Annotated in this window: 17 protein-coding genes; 13 read left to right on the forward strand and 4 right to left on the reverse strand. The window is 32.2% G+C overall.

All coding sequences use genetic code 11. The annotated features are described in order from the left end of the window. Positions 1-74: 74 nt before the first annotated feature. Positions 75-1367 (forward strand): anaerobic C4-dicarboxylate transporter family protein, encoded by a 1293-nt coding sequence (locus NSU06_RS01470; RefSeq protein ID WP_017175446.1) that lies wholly within the window; start codon positions 75-77, stop codon positions 1365-1367. A gap of 411 nt (positions 1368-1778) precedes the next feature. Further along, a complete protein-coding gene (locus tag NSU06_RS01475; protein ID WP_048762292.1) occupies positions 1779-3401 on the forward strand; it encodes a BCCT family transporter in 1623 nt (540 codons plus the stop codon). On the opposite strand, the gene NSU06_RS01480 is transcribed toward NSU06_RS01475, so the two are convergent. Next, a complete protein-coding gene (locus tag NSU06_RS01480; protein ID WP_172473517.1) occupies positions 3396-5093 on the reverse strand; it encodes an IS1182 family transposase in 1698 nt (565 codons plus the stop codon). The two genes, NSU06_RS01475 and NSU06_RS01480, sit on opposite strands and share 6 nt — an antisense overlap. Positions 5094-5392: 299 nt before the next feature. Then, complete coding sequence (gene cudC, locus NSU06_RS01485; RefSeq protein WP_017175444.1) at positions 5393-5947, reverse strand: choline uptake/conversion transcriptional regulator CudC; 555 nt, start codon at positions 5945-5947, stop codon at positions 5393-5395. Positions 5948-6186: 239 nt separating this feature from the next. On the opposite strand from cudC, the gene betB reads away from it, so the two are divergent. From betB to lqo, 9 genes are all read left to right on the forward strand, one after another. Further along, the gene (gene betB / locus NSU06_RS01490; RefSeq protein ID WP_049419641.1) at positions 6187-7677 is read left to right on the forward strand and encodes a betaine-aldehyde dehydrogenase; all 1491 of its coding nucleotides are present in this window, start codon (positions 6187-6189) and stop codon (positions 7675-7677) included. Between the two features lie 136 nt (positions 7678-7813). Further along, positions 7814-9520: a choline dehydrogenase gene (betA, locus tag NSU06_RS01495; RefSeq protein ID WP_049419640.1), complete on the forward strand. Its 1707-nt coding sequence runs from the start codon at positions 7814-7816 to the stop codon at positions 9518-9520. 129 nt (positions 9521-9649) lie between these two features. Next, a complete protein-coding gene (locus NSU06_RS01500; RefSeq protein ID WP_037541498.1) occupies positions 9650-10831 on the forward strand; it encodes an amidohydrolase in 1182 nt (393 codons plus the stop codon). Between the two features lie 123 nt (positions 10832-10954). After that, positions 10955-11161: a YozE family protein gene (locus NSU06_RS01505; protein ID WP_017175440.1), complete on the forward strand. Its 207-nt coding sequence runs from the start codon at positions 10955-10957 to the stop codon at positions 11159-11161. Positions 11162-11223: 62 nt separating this feature from the next. After that, positions 11224-11718, forward strand: a complete 495-nt coding sequence (locus NSU06_RS01510) for an antibiotic biosynthesis monooxygenase family protein (protein WP_048680459.1) — start codon at positions 11224-11226, stop codon at positions 11716-11718. 131 nt (positions 11719-11849) lie between these two features. Further along, positions 11850-13442: an acyl-CoA synthetase MbcS gene (mbcS, locus tag NSU06_RS01515; RefSeq protein ID WP_017175438.1), complete on the forward strand. Its 1593-nt coding sequence runs from the start codon at positions 11850-11852 to the stop codon at positions 13440-13442. 213 nt (positions 13443-13655) lie between these two features. After that, positions 13656-16280 carry a pyruvate, phosphate dikinase gene (gene ppdK / locus NSU06_RS01520; RefSeq protein ID WP_017175437.1) on the forward strand — a complete coding sequence of 875 codons (2625 nt, stop codon included), beginning with the start codon at positions 13656-13658 and terminating at the stop codon, positions 16278-16280. Between the two features lie 6 nt (positions 16281-16286). Then, complete coding sequence (locus NSU06_RS01525) at positions 16287-17117, forward strand: pyruvate, water dikinase regulatory protein (protein ID WP_017175436.1); 831 nt, start codon at positions 16287-16289, stop codon at positions 17115-17117. Between the two features lie 314 nt (positions 17118-17431). Next, a complete protein-coding gene (lqo, locus tag NSU06_RS01530; protein WP_002449218.1) occupies positions 17432-18934 on the forward strand; it encodes an L-lactate dehydrogenase (quinone) in 1503 nt (500 codons plus the stop codon). A 141-nt stretch (positions 18935-19075) separates the two neighbouring features. Here lqo and NSU06_RS01535 read toward each other — a convergent pair whose 3' ends face one another. Next, complete coding sequence (locus tag NSU06_RS01535) at positions 19076-19966, reverse strand: fructose bisphosphate aldolase (RefSeq protein WP_002449395.1); 891 nt, start codon at positions 19964-19966, stop codon at positions 19076-19078. A gap of 175 nt (positions 19967-20141) precedes the next feature. Between NSU06_RS01535 and NSU06_RS01540 the strand changes: the two genes are divergently transcribed. Both NSU06_RS01540 and NSU06_RS01545 read left to right on the forward strand, forming a co-directional pair. After that, positions 20142-20633 carry a topology modulation protein gene (locus NSU06_RS01540; RefSeq protein WP_048762282.1) on the forward strand — a complete coding sequence of 164 codons (492 nt, stop codon included), beginning with the start codon at positions 20142-20144 and terminating at the stop codon, positions 20631-20633. A 192-nt stretch (positions 20634-20825) separates the two neighbouring features. Beyond that, entirely contained in the window at positions 20826-22160 is a 1335-nt protein-coding gene (locus NSU06_RS01545) for a putative glycoside hydrolase (protein ID WP_070443097.1), read from the forward strand. A gap of 140 nt (positions 22161-22300) precedes the next feature. Here NSU06_RS01545 and NSU06_RS01550 read toward each other — a convergent pair whose 3' ends face one another. Beyond that, positions 22301-22924, reverse strand: a complete 624-nt coding sequence (locus tag NSU06_RS01550) for an LPXTG cell wall anchor domain-containing protein (protein ID WP_070549215.1) — start codon at positions 22922-22924, stop codon at positions 22301-22303. Positions 22925-22935 lie beyond the last annotated feature (11 nt).

Genomic DNA, 22935 nt, shown 5'->3' on the forward strand with positions numbered 1-22935 from the left:
TTTAACAAATAAAAGTGATAAAATATATATGTTAAAAAATTCACATGAACTATTTAAAGTTAGGAGTTATTATAATGCTACTGTTTATAGTAGAAATTATCATAATGATTGTAGCCATTATGCTAGGATTGCGCACAGCAGGTGCTTTAGGCTGTGGTATTTTTGCTATTGTGGCCCAACTGATTATGATATTTGGATTTCAACTTCCTCCTGGTTCTGCCCCTGTTACAGCAGTACTAATTATTCTGGCAATTGGTATAGCTGGAGGAACGCTACAAGCTACAGGCGGAATTGATTATCTTGTCTATCTTGCTTCGAAAATCATTGAACGATTTCCAAAATCAATTATTTTTATTGCGCCTATGATTGTATTTGTCTTCGTATTTGGAGTAGGGACTGCAAATATTGCTTTATCACTAGAACCTATTATTGCTCAAACCGCAGTAAAAGCTAAAATCCAACCTAAGCGACCACTGATTGCTTCAGTACTAACTGCTAATTTGGCTTTACTTTGTAGTCCAGCTGCATCTGCAACAGCCTACGTTATTTCAGTACTTGCAGGTCATGAAATTTCAATGGGTCAATATTTGAGTATTGTCTTACCTACATCATTAATCACTATGTTTATGTTAAGTATATTTTGTACGTTTGTAGGACGTAAAAATACAATTACTGAAAGTGAAATTGCTCATACACCTGACGTTGATGTAAATCATGCTTTTTCTACTAGAGTAAAGATAGGTGTTTTAGCATTTATTTTGTGTGTGTTTGGTATTCTTACGTTTGGTATTTTTCCTCAATTCATGCCTTCATTTAATGTCAATGGAAAAGATGTCACTGTATCAATGACAGAGATTGTACAATTCTTTATGTATTTAAGTGCAGCAATTAATTTATTGATGTTGAAAGTGAATACGAGTGATATTCTATCTTCAAATATTACACAATCTGCTATTGGTGCATTATTTGCAGTACTCGGACCTGGTTGGTTAGGTGCGACAGTATTTAACGCACCTCATAATTTACATATCATACAAAATGATGTTGGCAAAACGATTCAAAATATGCCCTGGCTTGTGATTATTCTTGTAGCTGTAGTAGCGATGATTGTTATTTCACAAACAGCAACAGCATCGATTATGGTACCCATCGTCATGAGTATGGGAATTCCACCCATGTATTTTGTAGCAATGGTACAAACATTAAATGTTAACTTTGTTATACCTGCGCAACCAACGTTATTATTTGCAGTTAATTTAGATGAAACAGGACGTACACGACCTACAAGCTTTATTATTCCAGGATTCTTTGCAATAGGTGTTTCAGTTATTGTTGGTTTTATAATAAAAATAATATTAGGATATTAGTTTATAATAGAGTATTTGTAATATAAACGATTTAAAGTTTCATGACAATTTAATAGATTGAGAAGGCCTTTTGTGCCTTTTTGAATATTGAAGAGAAGAATTGTATTCTTCTCTTATTTTTATTTTAAAACAGAGAATTTCAAAAAAATATATATTCATTAAAAATGAATAAAAATTCAATGTTTATAATTTATTATTTGTTCAAAACGTTTATTTTTAATTTAACAATGTTGATATAGTTAATTTTTTTCGATAGTTTCAATGGAATAAAATATATAAATATTCAGTTTTCTAAAATAATTTTATGAATGTAATTTGCATTTTTATTTAATTTTAGATATTGTCATCATGTGAATCATTCACGTAAATAAAATATAAGTCGTACATATAATATTCAAAGGAGGATCTTAGTTGAAAAAAGAAAAAATAATGGATTGGCCCACCTTTATAGGTACTGTTATTGTCTTGCTTTCAGCAGTTATACCTATGATGGTCTTTCCAAGTGCAAGTGAGAAAGTTATTACTGATATAAATAGTGCTATTTCTAACTCGATAGGATCTGTTTACTTATTTATAGGTTTAGTCGTTTTATCCTTTGTACTCTATATTGCTTTCGGCCGATATGGTAATGTGACTTTAGGAAAAGCAAGTGATAAACCTGAATTCAATAATTTTAGTTGGGCTGCAATGCTATTTTGTGCAGGTATTGGTTCAGATATTCTTTATTGGGGTGTTATCGAATGGGCCTTCTATTATCAGGTACCTCCAAATGGTGCTAAAGGAATGACTGATGAGGCTCTTACATATGCAACGCAATATGGTATGTTCCATTGGGGACCTATTGCATGGGCGATTTATGTATTACCAGCTTTGCCTATTGGCTATTTAGTATTTGTAAAGAAACAACCAGTATATAAAATTAGTCAAGCCTGTCGTCCAGTATTGAAAGGACAAACTGATAAGTTTTTAGGTAAATTAGTAGATATCTTATTTATATTTGGACTATTAGGAGGAGCGGCAACCTCTTTAGCATTAGGTGTGCCATTAATTTCTTCTGGAATTGAACGATTAACAGGTATAGATGGAGACAATATGGTTATTCGCTCAATTATACTTTTCACAATCACAGTCATTTTTGCAATTAGTTCTTATACTGGTTTGAAAAAAGGAATACAAAAATTAAGTGATATTAACGTATGGTTATCATTCTTATTACTTGCATTTGTATTTATTGTAGGTCCAACAATCTTTATTATGGAAACAACTTTAACTGGTTTTGGGAATATGATGCGAGATTTCTTCCATATGGCAACTTGGATGGAGCCATTTGGTGGAATTAGAAACCGTAATGAAACAAATTTCCCTCAAGATTGGACTATATTTTATTGGTCATGGTGGCTTGTATATGCACCATTTATTGGTTTATTTATTGCTCGAATTTCAAAAGGTCGTCGTCTCAAAGAAGTCATATTAGGAACAATTGCTTATGGTACATTGGGATGTGTCTTATTCTTTGGAATTTTTGGTAATTATGCTGTTTATTTACAAATTAGTGGACAGTTTAATGTGGTTGATTTTTTAAATAAACATAGTACTGAAGCAACAATTATAGAAGTTATGCATCAATTGCCATTTGGTTCTTTAATTATAGTGTTGTTCTTAATATCTGCATTTTTATTCTTAGCAACGACATTTGATTCAGGTTCTTATATTTTAGCGGCTGCTTCTCAGAAGAAGGTAATAGGGGAACCATTAAAAGCTAATCGTTTATTCTGGGCTTTTGCTTTATGTCTATTACCTTTCTCCCTTATGTTAGTTGGTGGAGAACGAGCTCTTGAAGTATTAAAGACTGCTTCATTATTAGCAAGTGTACCCCTTCTATTTATATTTACGTTTATGATGATATCCTTTATTATCACACTTAATAAAGATCGGATTAAACTGGAAACAAGAGCAGATAAACTAAAAGAAGTAGAGCGCCGTTCACTTCGTATTGTTCAAGTTAAATCAGACCCTGAAGACGATAATTTATAATGTAAAAAATGATAGTACATTTAAAAGAGTCCGGGACATAAAGTATCTAGATAAGTGAAAAAAGACAATTTCTATTGAAATAATATAGAAATTGTCTTTTTTATAATTTTTTTGATTATTTTCAGCTCGTTGAGCTGTTACTTTTCTTATATTAAGTGCCATTAGCACAAATCCTAGTTCTCTTTTGGCTTTATTTATCCCTCGAACGGACATTCGAGTGAAACCCAAAATAGCCTTCATAAATCCAAAAACAGGCTCCACATCAATTTTTCTTTGACTGTAGATGGTTTTTATTTTTGGTTCTGAAAGCTTTTTATTAATTTGGGCTTTAAAATATTCCCAATTATAATTTTTCATTATTTTTTTATTCGTTTTTGAATTGTATTTCATGCACTGGTGTCTCAGAGGACATTCTGAACAATCATCACATTCATATAATTTGAAGTCTCTCTTAAACCCATATTTATCATGGCGATAGGCATATCTTTTAAAACCCAATCGCTTATTGTTTGGACAAATATATTCATCGTTAATTTCGTCATAATCCCAATTTTGAGTGTTAAAGATGTCGCTTTTATATTTTTTAGTTTTATCTTTTATAAACATACCGTAGGTTATAAGTGGTATTCGATTAAAATCATCTATAATTGCCATATAATTGGGTTCGCTACCATAACCTGCATCAGCTACAATATATTCAGGTAAATGACCGTAGGTCTCTTGAATTAAATTTAAAAATGGTATCATCGTTCTTGTATCAGTCGGATTTTGATACACATTATAAGATAAAACGAATTGAGAATTTGTCGCTATTTGTAAATTATAACCTGGCTTGAGTTGTCCATTTTTCATATGATCTTCTTTCATTCTCATAAATGTGGCATCATGATCTGTTTTAGAATAACTATTTCTATCCTTTAAAATAGATTTTTGGACGTCGTATTTATGCTTTCGCCCAGAGTAATCATTAATTTGCTTTTTGTATTGTTTAATTTTAGTTCTTTTGAGCCGTATTTGTTTTCTTATTTTAGTACATTTTTCATTATCGATATGTTGATTTAAATCTTCGATTTCTTTATCCAAATGACTACCAATCAAATCTATTTCTTCCTTTGTTAAGTCATTATCGTGATCTTTTTTAATCTCAGGTATGATTTTATTTGTTATCAATTCATGATAGAGTGCTTTAGAATCTTCATTCATTTTTGTCTCATGGTTTTGAATACTCTTTTTCCATACAAATGTATATCGATTGGCATTCGCCTCAACTTTCGTACCATCAATAAAAATGGCCTGATCATCTATAAGATGTTGTTTCAAACACTGACTATGAAATTGAATAAATAATGATTCTAATAAAGCATCTACTTTTGGATTGACTCTAAATCGATTAATCGTTTTATAAGAAGGCTTTTGATTTTGTGATAGCCACATCATCCGGATGCTATCATTAAGTAATTTTTCTATCTTACGACCTGAAAACACAGATTGTGTGTAGGCATATAGAATGACTTTTAACATCATTTTTGGATGGTATGAGGTTGCACCACGATGATGTCTGAATTCATCGAATTCAGTTTTAGGAATTGTTTCTACAATATCATTGACATGTCGTGACATATCATTTGTGGGGATAAGAACTGAAGTTTCCAATGGTAGAGTAAGTTGAGTCATGTTATAATCTTTATACATAAGGCACCTCGTTAATTTAGTTTAGTGATATTTATTAAATTATACGAAAGGGCCTTATTTTTTTAAAGTATTTCAATGTAAAATTACATATAAATACAAAGTATTTTGGCGAGACTCTTGAGGGAACAGGACAAGCTGAAGACTACAGGCTGAAGCTGTCCCCTAAGAAAGCGAGCCAACAATACGTAGTATTGTAAATAAAGAAGCCAGTAAATGAATTTATAATAAACTCATTTACTGGCTATTTTGTTAGGAATTATGTCCCAGCCTCTTTTGAATAATATTGATAATGAATTAAGTTATAACTCTTCTTCTTTTGGTATAGGATAATGTTCGAAAATGTCTCCAGATTCAATCGCAGAGCTTAAATTTTCTAACCATTTACAATATAATTTTGTGTGGTTCAGTTGGGATTGTATACGATCTATTTTTTCTTTTTCTTCTCCACTTAAATTATTAGTTTGTATTATGTTTTGAAGAATGTTTTCTGCTTTTTTCGTTGCTTCTAAATTTGTATCGACTTCACGTTCCCATTTTTGTGTGAAAAAGTTTCGAAAAAAATTAAAGAAATCTTTCTCGGCTATAAAATGTTGTTTGCGACTGCCACGGGTAAATTGTTGCTTAACGATATCGTATTCTTGCAATTTTTTTACACCAGCACTCATACTAGGTTTGCTCATTTGTAAATGTTCACGCATTTCATCAAGCGTCATACTGCCTTCAAAAACCATCGTACCGTAAAGATTACCAACACTACGGTTTGTACCATATAAATCCATTGTTTCACCAATTGAGTTGATAACTAAATCTTTCGCTTCCTCTATTTTTTGATTGATATTATTAGAATTGCTCATATTGCACCTCACTTATTTTGATCTTCATAAGATGTGAAATATTAACACAAATTTTACATTCTCACTCATTATATGATTTTTTCTTATGAGTTTCAAAAGTCAATTTTAATTTCCATAATATTTAAAATAATATAAAAAAATATATAAAGATGCTTTTTGCAATGACGTAAAAAATATGATAAGCTACTTTTGTAAAATTCGTTAAATAAAAATTTAACAAACTTAACGGAGGTAGTATGATGGAACTTGTAAAAGCATTGTCTAATCGCCAATATATCGATGGTGAATGGGTAGAGAGCGCTAACAAAAATACTAGAGATATTATTAATCCATATAATCAAGAAGTGATTTTCACTGTTACTGAAGGTACTAAGGAAGATGCTGAGCAAGCTATTTTAGCAGCACGTCGTTCATTTGAAAATGGTGAGTGGTCACAAGAAACAAGTGAAGTCAGAGGTAAAAAAGTAAGAGCAATTGCTGATAAAATTACAGAAAATCGTGATGAATTAGCCAAATTAGAAACACTAGATACTGGTAAGACATTAGAGGAATCTTATGCAGATATGGATGATATTGCAAATGTGTTTAATTATTTTGCAGGTTTGGCGGATAAAGACGGAGGAGAAATTATTGATTCTCCAATACCTAACACTGAAAGTAAACTTGTTAAAGAACCTGTAGGTGTAGTTACACAAATTACGCCTTGGAATTATCCATTATTACAAGCTTCATGGAAAATTGCACCTGCATTAGCAACTGGTTGCTCATTAGTAATGAAACCAAGTGAAATTACACCATTAACAACAATTCGTGTATTTGAATTAATGGAAGAGGTTGGATTCCCTAAAGGGGTTATCAACCTAATATTAAGTAGTGGTGAAGAAGTAGGAGATACATTATCAGGTCATAAAGAAGTTGATTTAGTATCATTTACAGGTGGAATTGAAACTGGTAAACACATTATGAAGAATGCTGCAAATCATGTAACTAATATTGCATTAGAGCTTGGCGGAAAGAATCCAAATATTATTTTTGATGATGCTGATTTTGAATTAGCTGTAGATCAAGCATTAAATGGCGGATATTTCCATGCAGGTCAAGTTTGTTCAGCAGGTTCAAGAATTTTAGTTCATAACAATATAAAAGAAAAATTTGAAAAAGCTTTAATTGAACGTGTTGGAAAAATTAAATTAGGTAATGGATTTGATAGTGACACAGAAATGGGTCCAGTGATTTCTCCAGAACATAGAGATAAAATTGAAAAATATATGAAAGTTGCTAAAGATGATGGTGCAACAATTGCTATCGGTGGGAAACGTCCAGACGATGAAGATTTAAAAGAAGGTTTATTCTTTGAACCAACTGTAATCACTAATTGCGATACTCATATGAGAATTGTTCAAGAAGAAGTATTTGGCCCTGTTGTTACAGTAGAAGGGTTCGATAATGAAGAAGAAGCGATTGCACTCGCAAATGATTCAATTTATGGTTTAGCAGGTGCAGTATTTTCTAAAGATATAGGAAAAGCACAACGTGTAGCTAATAAATTAAAACTAGGCACAGTTTGGATTAATGACTTCCATCCTTACTTCGCTCAAGCGCCATGGGGTGGTTATAAACAATCTGGTATTGGACGTGAGTTAGGTAAAGAAGGATTAGAAGAATACTTAATCTCTAAACATATTCTTACAAATAGAAATCCAGAACCTGTAAATTTCTTTAGTAAATAACTTTTACAATTTAACTATAAAGGACCGTAGACGTATTATTTTACGGTCCATTTATTTTGAAGAATAAAGACGTATCAAATCAAACTAAATTGTATTTAAATAGAAGATTTATATTTTTATAGGAGGACGACAATATATGAGTAAAAATCAATCATATGATTACGTAATTATTGGCGGAGGAAGCGCTGGATCAGTATTGGGAAATCGTTTGTCAGAAGATAAAAATAAAGAAGTACTTGTACTAGAAGCAGGACGTAGTGATTATCCATGGGATTTATTTATACAAATGCCTGCAGCATTGATGTTTCCTTCAGGAAATCCATTTTACGATTGGAGATACCAAACTGAAGAAGAACCGCATATGGGACGTAAGGTAGACCATGCTCGAGGTAAAGTATTAGGTGGTTCAAGTTCAATTAATGGTATGATTTATCAACGTGGTAATCCAATGGATTATGAAGGCTGGGCTGAACCAGAAGGAATGGAAACTTGGGACTTTGCACATTGTTTACCTTATTTTAAAAAACTAGAAAAAACATTTGGAGCTGCACCATATGATAAATATAGAGGACATGACGGTCCGATTAAATTAAAACGTGGACCAGCCACAAATCCATTATTTAAATCATTCTTCGATGCAGGTGTTGAAGCAGGTTATCATAAAACAAACGACGTCAATGGATATAGACAAGAAGGCTTTGGTCCATTTGATAGTCAAGTACATAATGGCCGTCGTGTTTCAGCTTCACGTGCCTATTTACGTCCTGCAATGAAGCGTAAAAATTTAACAGTTAAAACACGTGCATTTGTTACTAAAATACATTTTGAAGGTAAGAAAGCTACAGGTGTAACGTTTAAACGTAATGGTAAACTTCATACTGTGAATGCTGGTGAAGTAATTCTTTCAGGTGGTGCATTTAATACACCTCAGTTGTTGCAATTGTCTGGTATCGGTGATTCTGAATTCTTAAAATCTAAAGGTATAGAACCACGCATGCACTTACCTGGTGTTGGAGAAAACTTCGAAGATCATTTAGAAGTATATATTCAACATAAATGTAAGCAGCCTGTTTCACTACAACCAAGCTTAGATGTAAAACGTATGCCTTGGATTGGATTACAATGGATATTTGCACGTAAAGGTGCAGCAGCTTCAAACCACTTTGAAGGTGGTGCTTTTGTTAGATCTAACAATCAAGTTGCATATCCAAATTTAATGTTCCATTTCTTACCAATTGCTGTAAGATATGATGGTCAAAAAGCACCAGTGGCGCATGGATATCAGGTACATGTTGGTCCTATGTATTCAAATTCACGTGGTAGTTTAAAAATTAAATCAAAAGATCCATTTGAAAAACCAAGTATTGTATTCAATTATTTATCAACAAAAGAAGATAAACAAGAATGGGTTGAAGCAATTCGAGTAGCACGTAATATTTTATCTCAACCTGCGATGGATCCATATAATGGTGGTGAAATCTCACCAGGACCATCTGTACAAACAGATGAAGAAATTCTTGATTGGGTACGTAAAGATGGCGAAACTGCTTTACATCCTTCTTGTAGTGCTAAAATGGGGCCAGCGTCAGATCCGATGGCAGTTGTAGATCCATTAAGTATGAAAGTACATGGCATGGAAAATTTACGTGTTGTTGATGCATCTGCTATGCCTCGCACTACTAATGGTAATATTCATGCACCAGTTTTAATGCTCGCTGAAAAAGCAGCTGATATCATTCGTGGTAAAAAACCATTAGAACCACAATATGTTGATTACTATAAACATGGTGTTAGTGACGAGAATGCTGGAGCAATGGAATTCGATCCATACTATAAACATTAATAAGATAGTTATATGAAATAAGGGTTGGAATCAAAGATGATTCTAACCTTTTTATTTTAAATATCCCCTTCTACAACATTTTTAATACGTAAAGGCATATAATGAATGACAGAGAAGGAGTGATATGAAATGATTAAAGATTTAGTGCAACGTTTACAAGATAAGGAAAAGCGTATGATCGAGATTCGAAGACATTTACATGAATATCCTGAGTTATCATTTCATGAAACTGAGACACCCAAATATATTGCTAATTTTTATAAAGATAAAGAGTGTAAGGTAGAAACAAATATAGGACAAAATGGTGTAAAAGTAACGATAGATAGTGGTAAACCTGGGAAAACGATTGCTATTCGAGCAGATTTTGATGCGCTTCCCATTCAAGAAGATACTGGTTTATCATTTGCTTCTAAAAACGAGGGAGTCATGCATGCGTGTGGACATGATGCACATACAGCATATATGCTTATTTTGGCAGAAACATTGATAGAAATGAAATCTCAGTTCAGTGGCAAAGTAATTGTTATTCATCAACCCGCTGAAGAAATGCCACCTGGTGGAGCTAAAGGTATGATTGAAGATGGCGTATTGGATGGCGTTGATCATGTTTTAGGCACCCATGTGATGACTAATATGGCTCCTGGTAAAGTCTATTATCATAAGGGTAACGTTCAAACAGGACGTTCTTACTTTAAATTAATTGTAAAAGGTGAAGGAGGACATGGTTCTTCTCCGCATACTTCAAATGATGCGATTGTAGCGGGAGCTAATTTCGTTACTACCGCTCAAACAGTGGTCTCACGTCGCCTTAATCCCTTTGAAACGGGTGTCGTCACAATTGGATCATTTGATGGTAAAGGTCAATTTAATGTGATTAAAGATAAAATAACCATTGAAGGTGACGTTCGCGCTTTGACAGATGCTACACGCGATCGTATTGAAACGGCTTTAAAACAAATGGTTCATGGTTTGGAAGAAACATTTGGTGTAAATTGTGAATTTACATTTAGTAAAGATTATCCTGCATTGTATAATGATCTTGACTTTACTGAATATGTTGCAGAAACCATTAACCAAGCAAAATTAGCTGATGTTAAAGGCATAGAAGTATGCGAACCTCAACCGCCATCTGAAGACTTCGCTTTTTATGCTAAAACATTGCCAAGTACTTTTATATATTCTGGAGCAAAACCGAGAGAGGGTAAAGCATATCCACATCATCATCCTAAATTTACGATTGATGAGTCAAGTATGTTAGTTGCAGCAGAAGCAGTAGGTGCAGTAGTATTAAACTATTTAACTATTGAATAAGCAGTCAAAATATATATTTAAGCAATAATTCTACATTTTTAAAGTAGAAGTCAAGTGTATACTCTAGTATTAAAGAATTTGTCATGATAGTATTATCCTATATTTAGATATTGGGGTGAGTTGATGAGTTTTTATGATTTTATGCAAGGATTTATTGATGATAAGACCCCATTAGGTGAACTTGCATCATGGATAAATCAAGACCAAAATTTTCCAAAACATGAATATCTTGCTGAAAATATACTTGATTACTTTTCTAAGACGTCGATGTTGGATCATGAATTCTTAGAAATTGTTAAACGTTCCCTTTCATTATATGAAGGAAGATAGAGATGAATAGCAGAATTAAAAATGATAGCTTAAAGCTAGTTAAGAAATGAAGGAACTAAGAAATGACTTTAACTGATAGTTATAAAACATATGTAATAGAAGAAAAAGAAGAACAGACTATGTCTATCGAAAAAAATAATGATATTCAATTATATACAGTACTTGAGTCAATAAACGAGTTAACAAACGATTCAATATGTGTTTTGAATCACTTGTTTGTTAATGAAGGTAATGAACCTCAATTTGAATCTAAATTTTTAGAGCGCACTAAATATTTACAAGATGTGCCAGGATTCAAAGCTTTACGTTTTTTACGTCCTCAAACTAAGCATCGTCATTATATTATTTTGACGTTATGGAAAGATCGACAATCGTTCTATGATTGGCAAAGTTCAGCCGCTTATGATAAAACGCATAAAAAAAGAGGCACTAAACAAGGTGTCGATAATAAAATAGTTAATCGCGATTTATCTTATAATGTAAGAATAGAACTTGCTAATTTAGAAACGAATGTTGATATAGATAATATATTTAATATTCAAAGATTAAGTTTCTAAAAAAGTAATATACTGGTATAGAAACTTAATCTTTTTTATATTTAAAACAAATACCGCATAGGATTGCGTGAAATTAAGATGTGTGATTTTATGAACGATGAAAACTTAAAAATTGGAAGGAAAATAAAGTAATGAATCATTTAAATTTATTAGCACCAGAGACATATAATATTGTATCTGAAATAGAAAAACATGCTTCAAATCAAAGTAAACAAGCAATTATTTATGAAAACGGTGTAGAAGAACCCATTAGTGTTACATACTCTGAATTAATTAAAAACGCTAATAAAGTAGGACATGTATTATTAAACCATGGACTAAAAAAAGGCGATAAAGTGTTAATCATGATGCCACGTGCTATCATCACGTATGAACTTTATATTGCAGCATTAAAATTAGGTATTGCAATTATCCCAAGTTCTGAAATGTTAAGAACAAAGGATTTACAATATCGTATTACGCATGGAGAAATTAATGCAGTTATTGTATTAGCTGATTTTATAGAAGAATTTAGAGATATTGAAGAATATAACGAATTAACAAAATTTGTGATTAACGGAAATCAAGAGAATTGGATTAGTATTGAAGATGAAAAAGCAAAGCAAAGTGATAAATTAGACATAGCCAATACAACAAGAGATGATGTTGCTATTTTATCTTACACTTCTGGAACTACAGGTAATCCAAAAGCTGTTACACATTCTCATGGTTGGGGATATGCTCATATGAAAATGGCACCTGAACATTGGTTAGCTATAAAAGAAGATGACTTAGTGTGGGCAACAGCTGCACCTGGTTGGCAAAAATGGGTATGGAGTCCATTCCTATCTATTATGGGATCAGGAGCGACAGCATTTGTGTATAATGGTAAATTTAATCCTTCCCGTTATTTATCACTATTACAAAACTTTAAAATTAATGTGCTTTGCTGTACACCAACAGAATACCGTATGATGGCAAAATTAGATAACTTAGATCAATACAATTTAGATCATTTACACAGTGCAGTATCTGCAGGGGAACCATTAAATAGAGAAGTAGTTGAACAATTCCGTAAACATTTTAATTTAACAGTGCGTGACGGATATGGACAAACAGAAAGTACGTTACTAATTGGTTTCTTAAAAGATACAGAACCACGTCCTGGTTCTATGGGTAAAGCTATTCCGGGTAGTCGTGTAGCAGTTGTTGATGATGATGGAAACAAAGTGGATACAAATGTAAAAGGTAATATAGCATTACCACTTGATTTCCCTGGATTATTTAAAGGTTACTTTAAAGATGAGAAACGTACAAAAGAGGCACATGCAGGAGATTATTACATTACTGGAGATTTAGCACATATCGACGAAGATGGCTATTTCTGGTTTGAAGGTCGCCGTGACGATATTATTATTAGTTCTGGTTATACTATTGGACCTTTCGAAGTTGAAGATGCACTCACAAATCATGAAGCGGTAAAAGAATGTGCAGTTGTAGCAAGTCCACATCCAATTCGTGGCAATATTGTTAAAGCATTTATTATTTTAAAAGAGGGCTATAAACCAAGTGATGATTTAGTGAAAGAGTTACAAACTTTCTCTAAAAAAGTAGTCGCACCATATAAATATCCACGTGCGATTGAATTTGTAGAAGATTTACCAAAAACAAACTCTGGCAAAATTCGTCGTGTTGAATTACGCGATGCTGAACGCACAAAATATAACAACGCTCAAAATAAATAATCATATTCACCACACTGATAAATTAGTATGTCACTAATTTATCAGTGTTTTTTTATGATGAGAATACTGATGTATCAGATAACATGAATATTGAAAATTTGTCTATATTTAGAAAAATTAAAAATAAAGATAATTTTAATTGTATTTCACGTGTTATTATGACATACTTTTAAATAATTAGTATGACATAATAAAAATTTGAGGTGATTTATAATGACTAAATATATTTATGCGTTTGATGAAGGACAAAAATCAATGAGAGATGTATTGGGAGGTAAAGGAGCTAATCTATCTGAAATGAAACGCTTAGGTTTACCTGTACCAGATGGTTTCACCATTACCACAACAGCATGTATTGAGTATTTAAAACAAGGTAAGTCATTATCTACTGACATCAAAACAGAATTAATTGATCACTTGGCTTCATTTTCAGAGAGAACCGGAAAAATATTCTCTTCTGATACTAATTTATTACTTGTTTCTGTAAGAAGTGGTGCAAAAATTTCTATGCCAGGAATGATGGATACAATATTAAACTTGGGCTTAAATGATGAGAATGTAGAAAAATTAGCTAAAAAAACTGGGGATAAACGTTTTGCTTATGACTGTTATCGTCGTTTATTACAAATGTTTGGTGAAGTCGTATATAGTGTACCTATGCAAGCATTTGATACATATTTCGAACAGTATAAAAAACAACATCATTTTGAGAATGACGCTGCCATTAGTGCAGAGGGTTTAAAAGAAATTTGTAAGCGCTTTAAGGAAATATATGTAGAAGAAGTACATAAACCTTTCCCACAAGAGCCTTTGAAACAACTGGAAGAAGCTATAGAAGCTGTATTTAAATCTTGGGATAATGATCGTGCTCGTATTTACCGAGATTTAAATGATATTCCACATGACATCGGCACAGCAGTAAATATCCAAGAAATGGTTTTCGGTAATAGTGGAGATAATAGTGGAACAGGTGTTGCTTTTACGCGTAATCCAGTGACTGGCGAAAATAAATTATTTGGTGAATATTTACTTAATGCACAAGGAGAAGATGTTGTTGCTGGTATTCGTACACCTAAAGATATCTCAACATTACATGATCAAATGCCAGAGGTTCATCAAGCATTTGTAGATGTGACAAAACAATTAGAAAAACACTATAAAGATATGCAAGATATTGAATTTACAATTGAAAATGGACAATTATATTTACTCCAAACTCGTAATGGTAAACGTACAGCACGTGCAGCTATTCAAATTGCTGTAGATTTAGTGAATGAAGGTATTATTACTAAAAAAGAAGCAATGAAAAAAGTTGAAGTAAAATCAATTGATCAACTGTTGCATCCTAATTTCGATGAGTCTTCATTAAAAGAAGCAACAGTTGTATCTAAAATGGGATTACCTGCGAGTCCAGGTGCTGCAACAGGTCAAATTGTATTTACTGCTGAAGAGGCGAAAGCACAATCAGATCAAGGTAAAAAAGTGATCTTGATGAGACCAGAAACGTCTCCTGAAGATATTGAAGGTATGATTGCAAGTGAAGCGATTGTAACCACACATGGTGGCATGACGTCTCATGCAGCAGTTGTAGCTCGTGGAATGGGTAAATGTTGTGTGACAGGATGTTCTGATTTAGAAATTAATACGAGTGCTAAGACGGTATACTATGGCAATCAAACACTACATGAAGGAGATATGGTTTCAGTTGATGGTTCAGAAGGTGACATTTATTTAGGTGAGATTAAAACAGTCAATGCTGAGCATAGCGAGTCATTCAATCAATTTATGGAGTGGTCAGAAAAGACAGCTCGTTTAAAAGTACGTATGAATGCAGAAACACCTCAAGATATTAAAGTGGGTTACCAATTTGGTGCTAAAGGCATCGGATTAGTACGTACAGAGCATATGTTCTTTGGGGCTGAGCGACTAGTAGAGATGAGACGTTTCATCTTATCATCCTCTCGTGAAGACCGTCTCGAAGCACTTAATCATATTAAACAATATCAAGTAGAAGACTTTAAAGAAATTTTTAAATTATCAGGTGAACATCCTACAATAGTACGTTTACTTGATCCGCCATTGCATGAGTTCTTACCACATTCTGAAGAGGATATTGCGAATGTTGCGAAGCAATTAAATATTTCAAAGGAAACATTAGATAAACGCATTGTGGATTTAAACGAAGTGAATCCAATGCTTGGACATCGTGGTTGTCGTTTAGCCATCACATACCCTGAGTTATATGAAATGCAAGTAGAAGCGATTATTGAAAGTGTATTTAAATTAAAAGAAGAAGGCATTCAGTGTAAACCAGAAATTATGATTCCGTTAGTGTCTACAGTCGAAGAATTTACTACTTTAAAAGAAAACCTTGTTAAGACTATTGATCAATTAGAAAAACAACATCAAGAAAGCGTAGATTACTCAATGGGAACAATGATCGAAACGCCTCGTGCATGTCTTATTTCAGACGAATTAGCAAAATATTGTGATTTCTTCAGCTTTGGTACGAACGATTTAACACAATTGTCATTTGGTTTTTCTAGAGATGATGCAGGGAAGTTTATAAATGTGTATACTGAAAGAAATATATTGAAACTTGACCCGTTCCAAACATTAGATGAAGATGGCGTTGGAAAACTAATTGAAATGGCAGTTAAACAGGCAAAGAAAGTGAACGAAAATATTAAGATTGGTGTATGTGGTGAATTAGGTGGAGATGCAAAATCTATTCATTATTTCAATCACTTACCAATTGATTATGTATCATGTTCACCATTCCGAATTCCAGGAGCAATTTTAGCGACTGCTCAGAGTCAAGTGGAGGAAAGTGAGTAATCAAAAATGAATGAAGTCGAGTCACAAGCACATAATTTAAAATTATTTATTGTTTCAGATTCAATTGGAGAAACTGCTCAACGTATGATTCATGCAACTTTAACCCAGTTTCCAGATTTAAATAATGTAGAAATAAAAAAATTTCCTTATATTAAAGATGAGGAAGAATTTTTAAATATATTAAATTTAGCGAAAGAACACCACGCAATAGTAGCTACGACATTAGTAAGTGAATCATTTAATGCACTTGGTCACGAATTTGCTAGAGAACATCATATCCCATATGTAGATTATATGTCTGATTTAATTAGCATTATTGAACACGTGACAGGTGAAAAACCATTGATGGAAAGTGGTGCGTTAAGAAAGTTAAATGAAGCTTATTTTAAGCGTATTGAAGCGATTGAATATTCAGTTAAATATGATGATGGTAAGCATTTTTCTGATATAGGCGAAGCGGATGCGTTGATTGTAGGGGTATCACGTACTTCAAAGACACCATTAAGTATGTATTTAGCGAATAAAGGCTACAAAATAGCAAACATTCCTTTAGTACCTGAAGTTAGTATTCCAGACAGTGTTTTTAAGCAAAAAGGGTTACAAGTATTTGGATTAACTGCAAGTCCACAGTATATTGCAAATATACGAAAAAGTCGTGCTGAAACATTAGGTTTGTCGAAAGAGTCTCAATATAATAATTTAAATCGTATAAAAGAAGAACTCAGTTATGCAGAAGAAGTATTTAAAAAATTAAATGCTACAGTGATTAATACTGAGTATAAATCAATTGAAGAATCAGCTTTTTATATTGAAAAGTTTTTACAAAATAATAAATAATCATTATATAAGGTTGTAAGTAAATCATTAAGTGATTGTAATGACATCATGTTATAATAAAACTTTGATCATTCAACTATTCTTACTATTTAACTTATATTGATAAATTTTTTGCTTAATTTAATGATAATGAATTCATTAATTCGAATATTTAAGTTTTTCTGATTTACAATTGACTATATTTGTTTTAACATAGTAATGAAAGACTTAACACATTACTAAAACAATATATTGATTACTAGATATTAGGGAAACAAGAGCAACAGGTAATTATAATATATTGTGAAACATAATTTTTGGAGAGGTGTACAAACATGACAGAATCAAAAGATATGATTATTGTCGGTGCTGGTGTAATTAGTACAACAGTTGCATCTATGTTCAATGAACTTGTACCTAACTGGAACATCGATCTTTATGAACGTTTAGATCGTCCAGGTATCGAAAGTTCAAATGAACGTAACAATGCTGGTACTGGTCACGCTGCATTATGTGAATTAAACTATACTGTAAGACAACCAGATGGTACGATTGACATTGAAAAAGCAAAAGAAATTAACGAACAATTTGAAATTTCTAAACAATTTTGGGGTCATTTAGTAGAATCAGGACAAATTAAAGATCCTAGAGATTTCATTCATCCTTTACCACATATCAGTTTCGTACGTGGTAAAAACAACGTTCAATTCTTAAAAGAACGTTACGAAAAAATGAAAGATTTCCCTATGTTCGATGATATCGAATACACTGAAGACATCGAAGTAATGAGAAAATGGATTCCATTAATGATGCAAGGTCGTTTCGATGATGGCTTAATGGCTGCTAGTAAAATCGACGAAGGTACTGACGTTAACTACGGTGAATTAACTCGTAAAATGGCACATAACTTACAAAACGACGATTCAAACGTAAACGTCAACTATAATCATGAAGTACAAGACTTCAAACGTTTATCTAACGGTAAATGGCAAGTTAAAATTAAAGATTTAGCTAACAATAAAGTCTTTACTAAAGAAGCTGACCATGTATTCATCGGTGCTGGTGGTGGATCTATTCCATTATTACAAAAAACTGGTATCGAAGAAGGTAAACATATCGGTGGTTTCCCAATCATTGGTCAATTTATCGCTTGTACAAATCCAGAAGTTATCGAACAACATGATGCGAAAGTTTATGGTAAAGAGCCACCTGGCACACCACCAATGACTGTTCCTCACTTAGATACTCGTTATATCGATGGTGAAAGAACATTATTATTCGGACCATTCGCAAATGTTGGCCCTAAATTCTTAATTCACGGTTCTAACTTAGATTTATTCAAATCAGTTAAACCACACAATATCACTACGTTATTAGCTGCAGCAGTTAAGAATATGTCATTACTTAAATATTCATTTGACCAAATCATCATGACTAAAGAAGGTTGTATGAACCACTTACGTACGTTCTACCCTGAAGCTCGTGATGAAGATTGGCAAGTATATACTGCTGGTACACGTGTACAAGTTATTAAAGATGATGAAAAAGAAGGTAAAGGATTCATCCAATTCGGTACAGAAGTGGTTGACTCTAAAGACCACTCTATCATTGCTTTACTTGGTGAATCACCAGGGGCTTCTACATCAGTTTCAGTAGCGTTAGAAGTTATCGAAAGAAACTTCGAACAATATTTAGATGAATGGAAACCAAAAATCAAAAAAATGATTCCTTCATATGGTGAATCATTAATTCATGATGTTGACTTAATGAGAAAAACTCGTCGTTTAACATCTAAACAATTAGAATTAGGTTTCTATGAAAATACTAATGCTAAATAAGAAAAATTAGAAAACTGTTAACAGGACATCACGTTCTGTTAACAGTTTTTTTATTAAATAAATTTAATGGTTATAACTGCTTAAAAACATGAAAAAAGTGATGAGCACGTGACTCATCACTTTTAAATAAAAATCTGACTATTAATTTTTATTTACTGAAGCATCGTAGATTGAATCTACTGCATCGCCTAAAGCTTTATCAAATTCTTCTTTTGATTGGCCTGCACGTAAATCACTTGCTAATGCACGTGAGAAGCTTGCAATTAATTCATCATTGTCTTTTAATAATTTGTTTGCTTCGTCTCTGCTGTAGCCACCAGATAATACAACAACACGAACAACATTTGGATGATCAGCTAATTCTTTGTATAAGTTAGCTTTAGTAGGGATAGTTAATTTTAGCATTACTAATTGATCATCATTTAAAGAATCTAAGCCTTTTTTAAGTTCAGCTTTTAATACTTCTTCGATTTCAGCTTTGTCTTTAGCGTTAATGTTTACTTCAGGTTCAATGATAGGTACTAAACCTTTAGCAATGATTTTTTTAGCAATTTCAAATTGTTGTTCAACAACGTCTTTGATACCTTGTTCATTTAATTCTAAGATGTTAGAACGCATTTTAGTACCGAAGATATGACGTTCAACTGCACGGTCTAAAGTTTCATCTAAGTTGTCGATAGGTTTCATTAATTGGACACCATTTTGCTCTTCAGCTAAACCTTTGTCGACTTTTAAGAAAGGAACGACACCTTTATCAGCTAAGTAGTCACCAGTATATTTACCTTCAACTTCACGATCCATAGTTTGTTCAAATAGAATCGCACCTAAAATTTTATCTGAAGTAAATGAAGGTGAAGTGACAACACGTGTACGCATATCATGTACAAGTTGGAACATTTCGTCATCATTGCTGTATTGATCTTCGTTTACACCATATTCTTTTAATGCTTTTGGAGTACTACCACCACTTTGGTCTAATGCAGCGATGAATCCTTTCCCATGACTTACTTTTTCTAATTGTTCTTTATTCATTATGCCTTTCACTCCTTTAATAAACTTTCAATATCATTATCGTAAAAAATAATAATATTCTCAAGTATAAAGTAATTAATTATTGAAATTTCTTAATTAACAATTTACAATTTTATGAAATTACCGTATTTATACATTTAATGTAAACATTCAAACATATTCAAAGGGGATTGTTATGAAACAACGTATATTAATTATTGGTAGCCCTGGTTCTGGAAAATCAACATTGGCATATCAACTACATTTAAAATATCAACTGCCACTTTACCATATTGATCAAATTCAATGGCTTAATAATAAAAACGTCATTACTTTTGAAGAATTAAAACAAAAACTTGAATCTATTGTAGTAAAAGAGGAATGGATTATTGATGGAAATTATTCTAGTACACTTAGTATGAGATTAAAATATGCAACTAAAGTCATATGGATTAAAGAACCAAGAGTAAAATGTATACTTAGAGTAATCAAGCGTTACATATATTCACTATTTAACAGAGAACATATCGGAGGAAATCCTAAAACATTAAGTTTTGAATTTATTAAGTATATTTGGGATTTTCCTAAAAATAATGAGCAATTTATCATGCAACAAATGAAAAGATCAATACCAAATGTTCAGTGGATCATCGATGATTCTAAAGTATTATCTTTACGTTTTCTTTAAAATTTTAATATATGTAAATATTAAATAGAATATTTTATAAAACTTTAGTGTATCGTATATTTTTTGTTAAAATATGCTATTCTAAAGTAAGTTAAGTTCTTATTAATTGAAGTTAGTCTTTATTTTTAAATCGTTTATATATGATAACTAAGTTCTTAATTAATACTTATATACTTTCTTGGAGGAACAGTAATGAAGAAAAATAAAATTTTTGCTGTATTAACAACAAGTGCTCTATTATTGGCGGCTTGTAGTAATGGAGATAATGCATCTGATAGTGGACAAAAAGATGGAAATCAGAAAAATGAGCAATCTAGTAATAAAAGTGGTAATAGTCAAAGTGATGCATTGAAAAAGAATAATGATAAAAATACAAATGAAAATAAAGTAGATTATCCTAAAGATGGTGTTAAAGGGATTTATGTAACAAGTAATTCTACACAGGGTAAAAAAATGGATGAGTTAGTTAAATTCATCAAAGATTCTAATTTAAATACCATGGTTATCGATGTGAAAGATGATACAGGTAACATTACTATGAAATTAAATACTGGCAATAAACAAGTGGATAAAAATACGCTTGATATTGTAGATGGTAAAAAATTATTAAAAAAACTGCATGATAATAATATTTACCCAATTGCACGTATTGTAACATTTAAAGATACAAAATTAGCAAATGAACACCCTGAATGGACATTCAAAAATAGTGATGGTTCTGTTTGGACAAATGGTAAAGGGGATAGCTTTGTTAATCCATTTATGAAGGAAGTATGGAAGTATGATATTGATGTTGCAAAAGCAGCTGCAAAAGCAGGCTTCCAAGATATTCAATTTGACTATGTACGCTTCCCAGAAGGATTTGAAAATCAAGCAGATAGCTTAACTTATAATAAAGGTGAATATAAAAATAGTCAGATGAGTTCAGGCGACCAACGTGTAGATACAATTACTAAATTCTTAGAATATGCAAATAAAGAATTAAAACCAATGGGCGTCAATGTGTCAGCTGATGTATTTGGTTATTCTGCATTAGTTGAAAATGCACCTGGTATTGGTCAAAGCTTCCCTAAAATCTCTAAAAATGTAGATGCCATTTCATCAATGATTTATCCATCTCATTGGAGTAATGGAGATTTCGGTTTACAAGCACCAGATACGGAACCATATAAAACAGTTAATCGCTATATTCAAAAAGAAAATAGTTTATTAGATACATTAGGTAAAGATAAGCCTATTTCAAGACCATGGATTCAAGACTTTACCGCTTCATATTTAGGTGCTGGTAATTATATTGATTATGATGCAAAAGCGATATCTGAAGAAGTTCAAGCTTTAAAAGATAACGGGGTTAATGAGTTCTTATTATGGAATGCAGGTAATGATTATACAGAAGGTGTTAATTATAATCCAAAAAAAGGCAATGCTAAAGAACAAGACCCTGAAGGCGTAGAACAAACTAAAAACAAAGATGATCAACATTCTGATAGTCAAGATAATGAACAAACGGATAATAAAAATAAATAATATGGAGACCGTTTCTCGTGTATTAATTTAGTATGGAAACGATTTATCTTGTAAAACTATTTAAATGAAAGGAGTGAGTCAGCATTCATTTTGAATTTGTTGACTCACTCCTTTTTTATTTATTAAAAATGTTTAGTAGATCAATAAGAATGACTATGATGTTTTCGTTTAAGTAATAATGAAGTTCCCATAACTAATAGAAGTGAGGCTAAAAGTTGAGTTGAGTGTTGTTGTGTATCGTCTCCAGTACTTGGGAGTGTTTTAACAGAAGATTGTGATGTTTGAGTATTTTTAAGTGACTTAGAGGATGGCACCTCAGAAGAAGCAACTGTTCCTACATAATAACGATTGAGTTCACGTGCACAATCAACAGAATTAACTTGTTTATCATTAGAAGAGGAAGGTGTTTTAGCAGCTTTAGCGATACCTGATTCTGCATGAATACGTGTATCTTGAAGTTGATTAAAGTCACTATATGTACCATTTTTGTACTCAACTTCGCCATTTTTATAAACTTTATACATTCCACTGCCTTCATTTAATCTATTATGACTTATAATTTCAAAGTATGCGCCTTTGTCAACAGTACGACCAAGTCGTTGTAGATTTGGATTACCTCCACTATTAGATAATGCATCTGTAGCAATTTGTTTAGCATTTTCTTTAGTCACTAAGTTAGCAGTATGTGCTTCTACAGATTGAGTCGTTGTAAGTAGCATTGTACTTGTTAAAAGTGTAGATGCGATGAAAGATACTTTCTTCATAATGAAAACCC

This window comes from Staphylococcus sp. FSL W8-1270, from assembly GCF_038007165.1.
GTDB classification, from domain to species: Bacteria; Bacillota; Bacilli; order Staphylococcales; family Staphylococcaceae; genus Staphylococcus; species Staphylococcus hominis.